This is a genomic window from uncultured Roseobacter sp. (assembly GCF_947501835.1).
Lineage (GTDB): Bacteria > Pseudomonadota > Alphaproteobacteria > Rhodobacterales > Rhodobacteraceae > Roseobacter.
In genome coordinates, this window is the sequence record NZ_CANMXR010000035.1 from 1 (window position 1) to 11,647 (window position 11,647).

At 54.4% G+C, this 11,647-nt stretch carries 11 protein-coding genes; 9 read left to right on the plus strand and 2 right to left on the minus strand.

Annotation, left to right across the window (positions count from 1 at the left end; all coding sequences use genetic code 11):
* Nucleotides 1-184: 184 nt before the first annotated feature.
* Nucleotides 185-1,960, plus strand: coding sequence for a DUF262 domain-containing HNH endonuclease family protein (locus Q1A20_RS25550; RefSeq protein WP_299919559.1), 1,776 nt, complete (start codon nucleotides 185-187; stop codon nucleotides 1,958-1,960).
* Nucleotides 1,961-2,426: 466 nt separating this feature from the next.
* On the opposite strand, the gene Q1A20_RS25555 is transcribed toward Q1A20_RS25550, so the two are convergent.
* Together Q1A20_RS25555 and Q1A20_RS25560 are read right to left on the minus strand one after the other, a co-directional pair.
* A complete protein-coding gene (locus Q1A20_RS25555) occupies nucleotides 2,427-5,135 on the minus strand; it encodes an EAL domain-containing protein (protein WP_299919561.1) in 2,709 nt (902 codons plus the stop codon).
* Between the two features lie 35 nt (nucleotides 5,136-5,170).
* Nucleotides 5,171-5,698 carry a hypothetical protein gene (locus Q1A20_RS25560; RefSeq protein ID WP_299919564.1) on the minus strand — a complete coding sequence of 176 codons (528 nt, stop codon included), beginning with the start codon at nucleotides 5,696-5,698 and terminating at the stop codon, nucleotides 5,171-5,173.
* A gap of 336 nt (nucleotides 5,699-6,034) precedes the next feature.
* Between Q1A20_RS25560 and Q1A20_RS25565 the strand changes: the two genes are divergently transcribed.
* The 8 genes from Q1A20_RS25565 to Q1A20_RS25600 all read left to right on the plus strand — a co-directional run bounded on the left by Q1A20_RS25565 (nucleotide 6,035) and on the right by Q1A20_RS25600 (nucleotide 11,353).
* Nucleotides 6,035-6,355: a hypothetical protein gene (locus Q1A20_RS25565; RefSeq protein WP_299919567.1), complete on the plus strand. Its 321-nt coding sequence runs from the start codon at nucleotides 6,035-6,037 to the stop codon at nucleotides 6,353-6,355.
* A gap of 395 nt (nucleotides 6,356-6,750) precedes the next feature.
* On the plus strand, nucleotides 6,751-6,987 hold the full coding sequence (locus Q1A20_RS25570; protein WP_299854934.1) for a hypothetical protein: 237 nt from the start codon (nucleotides 6,751-6,753) through the stop codon (nucleotides 6,985-6,987).
* Between the two features lie 63 nt (nucleotides 6,988-7,050).
* Nucleotides 7,051-7,404 carry a hypothetical protein gene (locus tag Q1A20_RS25575; RefSeq protein ID WP_298975135.1) on the plus strand — a complete coding sequence of 118 codons (354 nt, stop codon included), beginning with the start codon at nucleotides 7,051-7,053 and terminating at the stop codon, nucleotides 7,402-7,404.
* 46 nt (nucleotides 7,405-7,450) lie between these two features.
* Entirely contained in the window at nucleotides 7,451-8,233 is a 783-nt protein-coding gene (locus Q1A20_RS25580; RefSeq protein ID WP_299737154.1) for a hypothetical protein, read from the plus strand.
* Between the two features lie 94 nt (nucleotides 8,234-8,327).
* Nucleotides 8,328-9,527 (plus strand): DUF1611 domain-containing protein, encoded by a 1,200-nt coding sequence (locus Q1A20_RS25585; RefSeq protein WP_299737155.1) that lies wholly within the window; start codon nucleotides 8,328-8,330, stop codon nucleotides 9,525-9,527.
* Entirely contained in the window at nucleotides 9,524-10,645 is a 1,122-nt protein-coding gene (locus tag Q1A20_RS25590) for an alanine/ornithine racemase family PLP-dependent enzyme (protein ID WP_299919569.1), read from the plus strand. Before Q1A20_RS25585 ends, Q1A20_RS25590 begins: the two co-directional genes overlap by 4 nt.
* Nucleotides 10,646-10,694: 49 nt before the next feature.
* Nucleotides 10,695-10,928, plus strand: a complete 234-nt coding sequence (locus Q1A20_RS25595; protein WP_299410944.1) for a hypothetical protein — start codon at nucleotides 10,695-10,697, stop codon at nucleotides 10,926-10,928.
* Nucleotides 10,929-11,071: 143 nt separating this feature from the next.
* Entirely contained in the window at nucleotides 11,072-11,353 is a 282-nt protein-coding gene (locus Q1A20_RS25600) for a hypothetical protein (RefSeq protein ID WP_298975143.1), read from the plus strand.
* Nucleotides 11,354-11,647: the final 294 nt, after the last annotated feature.

The window sequence follows — 11,647 nt, forward strand, 5'->3', positions numbered from 1 at the left end:
CAAGGGGATGGCGAGGTAGTGTGGAGGGGGGCTGAGCCTTTGTTGCAGCCTGTTCAAAAGACAGCAATGCGCAGAAACCGGACTTTGCAAAGTTTCAAAGTTGGTCTGCTTGCGGTGGTCGGACGGCCGATACCGGCCGTTCGTGCAACAGACTGAAAAGGTCTGCTTATGAAGTGCAATACAATTGAAAAGTTATCGCCGCTCCGACAACATGGTGGTAGCCAAAAGGCAACCAACACAAAAAGGGGCTATCGAATTGGCAAACATCGATACGGGCGCAATCAATGTCGGAACCATACTGCGGGACGGTAAGCGATATTCAGTTCCTGAGTTCCAGCGTGATTTCAGCTGGGAAGCAGAACAAGTCGACCAACTATGGGACGATTTTCTGGCCGCCATCCGGAATCAGCGCGACGATTACTTCCTTGGTTCGTTTGTAATCAATGACAAAGACCAGTCGAATTACAAGATTATCGATGGGCAACAGCGCCTTACCACCACTTCAATACTTGTCTGCGTACTGCGGGATCACGCAAGCCGGTTGGGCGAGGAAGACACGGCCAAACAAATCAGCACAGATTTTTTGGGTAAGTTTGACTACCAGTCCAAAAGCACCATTCCAAAGCTAACACTGAATACCAATAATCGCGACTTCTACGATGAAAATATAATCAATCAATCCGACATCCAACGCATTCGACGGCAGGTCAATTCACGTAGCATTCCAAAGACTAACCGCCTTCTCGCGAGTTGCTACTGCTCTCTCTACGATAAGGTTGGTGAAACCTTAGACGGCGGCCAAAGTCTCGGCGATCTTGTTACAGCCATCACTGGAGCAATCGATGATACATTCCAGGTAATCCGAATTGCTGTGAAGGACGACCACGATGCGTATCTGCTTTTTGAAACTCTGAACGACCGCGGCTTGGCTCTGTCGGTTGCTGACCTATTGAAAAACTACTTGTTCTCTAAATCTGGAAACAAGCTCCAAAGGACGCAAGACAACTGGCGATCGATGGTTGAGTATCTTGGTGCTATCGAATTGAAACGTTTCCTCAGGCATTACTGGCTTTCTGAGTATGACGTAGTTCGTGAAAAATACCTTTACAGGAGAATAGCCGACAAATTTGAGAGCCAGACGCAGGTAGTCCAGTTGTCACGACGCCTACGCGACTCTTCGGAATATTATTCGGCCTTGCATGATCCGGAACATGTAACTTGGGATCTGTTTGAGGGTAGTGAACGATCGCGGATAAAGGCGAACATCGATCAGTTGGTCACGTTCAACGTCAACCAGTATAACCCCTTGCTACTCTCTGTTATCGAAGCAAGGCCCGAGATATTTGGCGGCGTCAGTTCAATGGTCGTCGCCTTCGCTTACCGCTATAGTATCATTATGGGGCAAGGCACGGGCAACATTGAAAAAGTCTTTGCCTCGGCAGCACAATTTGTACGCAAAAACCCAAGTTGTTCAGCAAAGGATGTATTTGATCAAATCAAAAGCCTGTATCCTTCAGACGCTGACTTCCGGACCTCGTTCGCACGAAAACAGATCACTGTTTCGAAACTAGCTCGGTACACTCTTAAGAAGCTGAACGATCATATTGAAGGCAATACCGGCATCGAGGCGGTATCTGATCCAAATTCGCTCAATTTAGAGCACATTCTTCCTCAGAAGTTCGTACCGGCGGAATGGTCGGAATTTCTTGACGACCCAGAAGCGGAAATTGAGGAATATATGCACCGGATTGGTAACATGACGTTGCTCCCAAGCGGAGTAAACCGTAAGCTGGCCAATAAATCCTTCGCAGAGAAGGTTGAAGGTCAATACTTTTTAGAAAGCCCACTCAAAATCAACGACACAGTTGCCGAACATGAGGTCTGGTCAACGTCGAGCATCGATGCTCGACAGGCAAAATTGGCTCGAATTGCCCAAGCCGTATGGCGCGTCGACTACTAGCCGACTAGAGGCGATCCAATCATTTGAGCAAACGCCTCAGTCTGCAAAGCAGAAATTGGGGCGAATGCAGTGAAAGTCCGGTTTCCGCCCTGACCCGTTGGAACAATGAAGGCGGAAAAGAAGCGCGGATCGCGTCTGCTTTGGGCTGCCACCCGTCAACTGACCGAAACCGTCGGAAGTCTGCTGTGAGCCCAGCCCGTTATTTCGTTTTTTTGCTGTGGGTGCACTTCGCCGGGAGAGTTGCTGTGGTGATCCAAGAGTTGCCACAGTTCAGCAGCGGGACAACTGGTCATTGGTGCGGCCTGCAGCAGACTTGGCACTGGCGCTTCACAAGAAGCAGGCAAAATCAGGCTTGTTTCCAATCGCTGTTTGCTGCTGCATGGCTTGTAATATGCGGCAGGCTGATCGCTGCGGCAAAGCGCTTCTGCCAAAGCAGCGCGTCAGTGCATCTCCTATCGGCTAGCCCCTAACTTTTGGCCTTGCCGCGCCGGTTCGATGTCGCGCTGTCGGTCGCATATGCTTGGAAGTCGGAAAACGGCATCGGCTTGCCAAAGAGGTATCCTTGAGCCTCGGCGACTTCTCTGGTTTGGAGGAATTTCAGGTGCTCGTCGGTTTCCACGCCTTCGCACAGCAGAGTCATGCCAAGACCGCGGCACAGATCTCCAACCGCAGTCAGGATCGGCTCTGCGGCTGGGTCGGTGCCGAGGCCAAGCATGAAGGATTTGTCGACTTTCAGTTTTTCGATTGGAAGCTGCGACAGGTACCCAAGCGACGAATAACCCGTTCCGAAATCATCCAAGGCCCAGCAGACACCTCGAAACTGGATATCGCGCATCATTTCCACCAGTTCCCCTGTCCCATCGAACAAAACCGTCTCTGTAAGTTCAAGACAGAGGCGCGCGGCGGGGAATTGGGTCTCTTGCAACAGCCTGTTGATGTCGCTGACGATGTTCTCCGAAGTCATCTGAACGCCTGAGACATTTACGGCAACGCTCATGTGAGGGGGCAAGCCCATCGTGTCACGCACCGCCTTGTCCAGAACCCACGCCCCCAATTCGTTGATGAAACCCGTTGATTCCGCGATTTCGATGAATTCGTCAGGGTAGACCTGTCCAAGCGTATCGGATTTCCAGCGCAAGAGAGCTTCGGAGCCTATGAGCTTGAGGTCATCAACGCGATGCTGTGGCTGATACCAGACCTCGAACTCTTCGCGGTCCAAAGCGCGACCCATCGCACGCTCTATCGCCCGGGACCGGAACTGCTTCTTTGACATCGCGGGGTTATAAGGATGAGGGGCATCGTTTCCGGCCAGCTTGGCAGCATCCAATGCCTCCTCGGCCTGGGACAGCGCATCCGAAGCCGAAACATCGGTGCCGGGATCAATGATGGAATAACCAAGTTTCAGGCCGACGCGGGCGTTGGAGTCTTCAAGCTCGTAAGGCTTGCCGATGATCTCGCAAAGGCGATGCGCCAGGTCTTGCACGTCGGTGTCATCCACCGCGAACTCGGTGAAGCATGCAAACGTGTCTCCGCCAAGGCGTGCAGCAGCAGAGATGTTCAACTCTGCTTCTTCCAAACGCTTGACGACATGTCGCAGAAGAGCGTCCCCGACATCCCGGCCCAAAACGACGTTCACGGTTTTGAAGCGGCTCAAATTGAATACAAAGATCGCGAAACACTCGCCTGCCTCTGCACGGAGCTTGATGAAATCGAGAAAAACGCTGCGCCGGAGGGCGCCCGTGAGTGCGTCGTAGCTGGAAAGATAGGCGATATCGCGTTCTTGCTGCTTGATCTTTGTGACGTCGCGCATCGACAGTGTGGCAATCTGAACCGTCTGCTCTTTGTTTTGATCGAAGGTCACGGTCTCCGACGGCGTGACCGTATACTCCAGGTGCAGGGCGGTGCCGTTGCCGAGGGACTCGTAGGTGCGCATTGCCCCATCGCCGCCTGCCCGCATCGCCGTCATAGCTTCGGTTTTTAGCCGCGCAGGAAGCATCAGGTCTTGTGTGTCGGTATAATCGAACAGACGCGCTGCGGAATCGCTGTGCATCCGCACTCTGCCCGTCTCGTCGACGATGGCGATGGCATCGAAGCTGTCCTCGAAAACCTGCCGCAAAAGAGCTGAGGTGTTGGCGACCTCCTGCCGTTGCCTGGCAATGATTGTTCTGTTGACCTTCAACCGCCAGAGGAGCGACCAGCTGCAAAAGACAAGCAGGCCTGGGTACAGAGGTGCTGTGGGAACCACGATGGCATGCCGCGCGAAGACCCCGAAAGCTGCAACCTCGCTCGCAACGAGGGCCAGCCCAGCGGCAGTGATCAAAGCCGTCGGCTTTCGGAACGCCCGCATCTGGAACAAAAGCAACAGCACAAGCAAGCCCAGCAAAATCCAACCTGTCGCGAGTGTCGCTGGGACGATACCACCCGCCAGGGTCTCGGCTGCCAAGACATGCACAAGTGGTCCTGGGATAATTCCGTGGACAGGAACCGCAAAGAGATCGCCCAACTCAATAGCGGAAGCCCCCACGACGATTGAACGCCCTGCGATCATATCCGCTTCAAACCTGCCTTCAGCGACGTCGACCGCAGACAAAACCGGTACGCTGTCCGGTCGAATGGCGTAGTTGATCGGAAAGCTGCCGGATCGTTCCGAAAACGTGCCGGTGATCAAAGCAGCGGCTGATGGGATATACTCTTCCGCGATTACCGCGCCGTACGGATAGAAGCGGATTGCCCCCTGCGCATCGCCGAAGACATTGACCAGTGCGGGCCAGCTTCGCTGCGCAAAATCTTCCATGGGCCAATTGATGGTTTCCTCGCTGCTGTTCGTGCGGCTAAGCTGTTGAAAGACGGGCAAATAGGCGCTCCCCGATCTGTCCAGAGCTGCTGCAAAGGCCGCATCACCAGCCGGATCGGCAGGAAATGCAAAGTCGATGTCAAAAAAGACATCAATAGCGCCTGCTCTGGACAGGTTTTCGAGGATGTCGGCATGTACCTGACGAGACCAGGGCCAGGTGCCCACAGCGCGGATGGAGTCTGCGTCAATCGCCACAAACACAAAATCGCCGGACGCGCTGCGGTCGAGTAGACCTGACCTGATGTCTTCCACGCGGTCATTCAGCCCACGTAAAAAGCCGCCGCGATCAGCCAGGAGGATCGCGGCGACAATCAAATGCACGACAAGCAAATGCCGCATGACATGGGAGGAGGGTGTCAGTTTCCGCCTCCATTGCCGTTTCCATTCCCGTTGTTGCCGTTGCCGTTCCCGCCGCCGTTACCGTTCCCGCCGCCGTTACCGTTCCCGCCGCCGTTACCGTTCCCGCCACCGTTGCCGTTGCCATTCCCGCCACCGTTGCCATTCCCGCCACCGTTGCCATTCCCGCCACCGTTGCCATTCCCGCCACCGTTGCCATTCCCGCCACCGTTGCCGTTCCCGCCGCCGTTGCCGTTACCAACGCCGTTGCCGTTACCAATGCCGTTGTTGCCGGTATTGGCAGGTCCTGTCGCGCGCCCATTGTTCTGACTGTTCGACGCGGGAACTTCTCGCAATTCGGTGCTGAAGGTATTCGGTGCACCCGGAACTTGACTGGTCACTTCTGCAGCAGCGACGCTCAGAGATTGACCATCGGAGACGGCCTCACGACCCGCTTCGACATCGACGCTGCGTTCATCGCTGCGGACCTCGACAACGCCCTTGTCGACCCGAACGGATGCGCTTTGCTGGTTGGTGGTAACCTCCAAAACCGTCCCCTTAATGACGGCGGCCAGGTGCGGTGTGACAACGCTAGTGCGTTTACGCTGCTTGGTAACCACAGACAAAAAGACAGATCCACGCTGGTGAGTGACCTGCGTGGTTTGACCCGTCGGCTGAGAAACGGAGACCGCCGCGAGTGTATTCGCACGGTAAATGATCCGCTCAACTCCGCGACCGAGGATCGCGCGGCTGCGCGGGCCAGTTCGGATCCAGGTTCCGCTGGACAGGGTCGTCCCGTCCTTTGCACGGCTCCAGGTCTTCCCATCGACTGAAATGCGAACGTTCCCATCCGCGCGCTGGAGTTCCCACCCTTCAGCGGCAGCTTGGACAGCAGCACTGATCAGAAAAACAAACGTGACAAGTATGCGCAAAGACATGGTTCACCTCTTCAAAAAGTGCTGAAGAAATGCCGTGAAGAAGTAAAAGAACTTAAAACCAGGTCGTGGTTTGTAGGAAATTGGTTAATGGTTCTTTTCCGTTTTGCCGTATCGAGCAAGACCTGCGGACGAAACGTATCGTATTCCGGTGCTGAAGCGAGCTCTTTGGGCAACTCCACGCTCTGTATGGCTGAATTAGAAAACTCGGCTGCGATGCAGCGAACGATGTACCACGTTCGCAAGTATATGCTGCGTCAGCGAAAGTAAGAATCGAGTGACTGCAGAGTCCGCTTAGCGATCATCGTTGCACGCTGCTGCTAAGGTCTCGATTGAGCCCATCTTGTAGATTTTCTGGAATGCAGCGAAGGTCGGCATCTGGGTAGCATACCAAAAAAAGTGACGTAACTGGCGAGGGTTTTGCCGATACAAAAGGTGAAGGCTTTCTAACTCTCATTACTTTCAAGGGTATTGGCGGACTTAGAAACAGAGCCAGGTCAGATAACATTGTAATTGCGACGCCAAGAGACTACATAGAGGGTCCAAGAGATGTGGTTTTCTGAGGTCTAGGCCCATCGCTCTGCCAGAGCGGACTACAATCTTCCACCATTAAAATTCAGCTGTCACGTCCTCTGAAAGGGATCTGATGTTTGAGAAGTTTGCCGATGTTGTCGAGCACGACCACATCACTTGTGACATTTGCCCATCCGTTTGTGGTGGCCGGTTCTCCCGATGACTCGCCGCCAGGCAGTTGTGAGTTCTTTGAGGGAGATGAATTTACGCAAAGTCACAGCATGGTGGCGGAGCGAAAGACCTTAACGCATCTGCCGATCCGTCGGGTCACCGGCGGATGCCGATTGCGCTTTAACGATCACCGCGACTTAGAAATGGCCCTGACGTAAATCAGAGCTGGACAAAAACAAACAAAACAGTGAGGCGGCGCTTTCTCCGTCAAGGGATATGAAATGACTTTTCCAGAATGGACGAAACCAGGTATTTACGGTGCTTTAACCGGTGCGATTGCGGTCTCTATCCTCGGCTTTACCTGGGGTGGCTGGACAACCAGCGGCAATGCTCAGGACATGGCGCAGAAACTTGCAGGCGAAGAAGTGACACTGGCGATGGTGCCAGTCTGCCTGGATATGTCAGCGACTGACCCGGAAAGCGCAGAAAAACTGGTCGTCCTTCGGGAGGCCTCTGGGTTCAACCGCCGCAAGGCTATGATGGATACGGGCTGGGCGACGCCACCGGGCTCCGACACGCCAAACCGGGAGCTCGCAGCGGCTTGTCTCGCGGGGCTTGAGCTGGATGGATCATAGGTCCGACCTAATGCTGCGACTGCCGCAGGCAGCTTGCGGGACACGTATGTCGACAGCCGTTCAAACCATTTTGGCGTTATTTGTCGTCTCAATCTTTGCTTTGCTTCTCTTTGCGATGCCTGCATTGGCCCAATCCACCGGGCAGCGGATGCCCGAGAACGCCAGCGCAAAAAGCTACGGGGATGGGTGGCAATGCAATAAGGGGTATAGACTGAATGGCGATGCTTGTGCGGCAGTGATTGTGCCGGAAAATGCTTATGAGACCAACCACACATATGGTCCAGGGTGGGAGTGTTTCCACGGCTTTAGCAGGAGCCATGAAGATGCCTGTGTTGAAGTGATTGTCCCCGAGGGCGGGTTTCTGGACCCATCGGGTGAACGCTGGCACTGCCTGCGCGGATTTTTCAAACTCGACGACACCTGCCAAGAGATTGTCCTTCCCGCAAACTCCTATCTGGCAGATACATCTTATGGGCCCAAATGGCTTTGCGAACGCGGGTTTCGGGCCGATGGAGACGCATGTAGTGCCATTGCGGTTCCGCCCAACGCCTACCTGAATACATCTAGCTACGGCCAACCCTGGACATGTGAGCGGGGCTTTTTCGAACTGGATGGTCTGTGCGTGGCCGTGGTGGTTCCCGAGCATGCCTACTTCGATGATGCGGCGTACGGCCAGGGGTGGAAATGCGAACGAGGATATGCCGCGTCTGGCGAGGGGTGCAAAACCATAGAGGTTCCCGCGAACGCCCATCTCGACCGATCCGGAAACCGTTGGGGATGCAACAAGAACTTCCGCAAATCAAAAGGCGTGTGTGTGCTCGACAACTGAGCGCGCACCGCGCAGGACCACGACTACTCCGGCTTCAAATCTCGGCACCGATGGCAGTGATGCCATTTGTGCCAGTCATCCAAAGGACCCAAACATGGAACCCGACCTTAAGACCATCGATAGCATCCAGCGGAATGACAGTGGCGCGCAAGTGTCTCCATCAGTTCAAAACGATAACACCCAATCCAAGACCGTAACCCAGCCGATCATTCCCCCAAGCGCCATCATCTATTGTGAGGGCAACTTCGCCAAAATTGATGGCAAGACGGCAAACGGCCTCGTGCGTCATTCAGAAGCCTACCGGATCCAATCTGTCATTGACAGCAACCACGGTGGGCAGGACAGCGGGTTGGTTCTTGACGATGCGATGAACAACATACCGGTCTTCAATGATCTGAATACGGCTCTCGTCCATGAGGCGCTGATCCCCGATACGCTCATCTACGGGATGGCACCCTCGACTGGGAAAATCTCACCATCTGATCGGAGCGTCATTCTGGATGCCATAGCACTTGGTTTGAACATCGTCAGTGGTTTGCATGAATATTTGAGCGACGACCCTGAAATCGCTACCGCCGCTTCCCAACGGGATGTCACCATTCGCGACATACGAAAACCCAAGCCAAGCAAAGACATGCGACTGTTTGATGGCAGCGTAGCAGGGGTGGAAGCTCTGCGTATTGCGGTTCTCGGGACCGATTGCGCCATTGGCAAGCGGACGACAGCGACAGTGCTGGCACGTGCGCTGAACGCAAAAGGGATCAAGACTGTGCTTGTCGGCACGGGCCAGACGGGTTTGATGCAGGGCGCAAAATACGGTGTGGCAATGGACGCGGTGCCACCGCAGTTCTGCTGTGGCGAGCTTGAGGGTGCGATTGTTGCCGCCTCGGACGGTGAACGGCCTGACGTGATCCTGATCGAGGGTCAGGGCGCGCTAAGCCACCCGGCATTTTGCACCTCCGCTTTTATATTGCGGGGCAGCCAACCCGATGCGGTCATCCTTCAGCACGCGCCCAAACGCGCGCATCGCTGCGATTTTCCGAATATGCCGATGCCCACCCCTGCGCGTGAGATTGCTCTTATCGAAGCGTTTGCCGATACGAAGGTTATCGGCGTCACACTCAATCATGAAGGGATGTCCGAAGCCGAAATTACGGACGCTATTGCAGCACAATCTCAAAAACTTGGATTGCCTGTGACCGATGCGTTAAGCCGACCGGCAGCGCATTTGCTCGCCATGGTCGTTGCCGCCTATCCTGGTTTGCATCGAGGAATACCTGTGGCCGCGGTATGAGCACTCCTCGCATAGAAGTGGATCTGAGCAAGATACGCCACAATACTAAGACAGTTGTCGAGCGGCTGAAGACGCGTGGCATCAGTGTCACTGGAGTGACCAAAGCAGTGTGTGGGCATCCAGCCATCGCCAAAGCTATGCTGGGCGGCGGCACGCTGGGTCTTGCAGATGCGCGTCTCAGCAACGTGCAGAGGTTGCGCACAGCCGGTCTAACTAGCCCGATTACTTTGATCCGAACACCGCTGCTGAGCCAAGCCAATGAGGTCGTCCAACTCTGCGAGGCAAGCTACAATACAGAGCCAGTTGTGATCGCAGCCTTGGCCGATGCTGCGATCCGGGAAAACACGACTCATGGCATTATCCTGATGGTTGAGATGGGCGACCTGCGCGAAGGGATACTGCCGGAGAACTTGGCCACAATTGCACGGCACGTCATGAATATGCCCGGTGTTGCGTTGAAGGGTATCGGGTCAAACTTTGCCTGCCTCAGTGGAATAGCCCCCAATGCTAGCAAAATGGCGGCTCTCTGCGACCTGGCGACGGAAACCGAAGGGGCATGTGGCCCTTTCCTTAAAACGGTATCTGGTGGCGGTTCCGCTAGTTTGCCCTGGGCGCTCGGGGGGCAATCGACTGGCCGCATCAGCGATCTGAGGCTGGGGGAAGCCATACTTCTAGGCGTTGATCCGGTTACAGGAGATCAGATAGGCGGCCTCTATAAGGATGCATTCACACTTGTCGCTGAAGTTATTGAGACCGATACAAAGCCAGTATTTCCACCCGCCAACTTTGTCGATCCGGTTTTGGTAAGACTTCGCCTTGTCCCGAACAGTGGGTACACCACACGTCTGCTCCTCGCCATTGGGCATCAGGACACGGATGTTTCGGGGCTTTCGATGCCTTCCGGACACTCATTTGTCGGCGCAACAAGCGATCATCTTATCATTTGCACGAACCGCTCACCGCTACCGGTCGGAACCGAGATGAGATTTCAGATAAACTATAGCGCGTTGATGCATGCCATGGCCGCACCCGACATCGAAACAAAGCTGCTCTCGGACCGATCCCCAAAGCTGTTGCGAAACATCCAAGGTACAAGCCAAGACCTGGCGTTGGTTTGAAATACCTGGCTCAAACATGTGAATACCAAGCCCCTAAGGAGATTGACCATTGCCCAAGCCGACGAAAACAACCCTGTTTAAAGCACTTGATCCCCAGCCGGAAACGGCGATGGACAAGACAACGCGTGTCGTCAGGGAAATAATCGACGAAGAAGCACAGCAACGACAAGTTAAGATCGCCCGGCTTCGCACTGCTAGGCTCGAGAGGGAAGCGAACACCCCTACCGACGCCGCCTCTGCAACGAAGAAAAAAAACGCATCCAAAGCCGTCAAAAAGGGATGACACCAACACTGATTCCCTGTTTTCTGTTTGCCACCAAACCTGGCAATTCATGATCTGGTTATGCGAGAAGCAGACAAATACGTTTCCGCCTCATGTCTCTCCCAACCTTCGCAACCGTTCCCACTCTTTCCGAGGAAGTATCTATGACAGATTCAGACAAGAGCGCAGTAAAGGTTCACTACATCTGCCAGACATATGTTGAGAAGGCAGTAGGGCGCGATGGTCAAGTAACCCTGAAAATTGACAAGCAATTTGAGCATTCGACAGCATCGGAAGCGCAAAACAGAGCGGAAAGAGAAGTCCGATCCGAAAAGTGCGCGGGTGTCGATGCCTACACAGTCAGCGAAGACCCGAACAGCGGCGAAGTCGGATCACCAAGTTTCCTTGTAAGGCTTGGCAATGTTCCAGAATTTGATGAATTCTGAGGCCTTTTAACTGGACTAGTCTCGACCCATAACACCGCACCTCGAACGCAACACAGCGTCGCCCTAAACACGCCTCTTTGCTAGCAGTCGAAAAGACTTCTTCGATAAGGTATCGTCTACATAGTTGGACCTTTTCACTGTAAAAGCGCTCATTGGAGCAGACACAGCGAAAGGCAGCTTTTGTCCGCATTGCTGCCAACAGGCACCGCGAACCAACGTCGGCTTCTCTAATTGGGCGTTTGGGTCAAGCTCGTTTTCCTTCTTTGTTTGGGGCCGTTGTCGCTCATCCGGGTC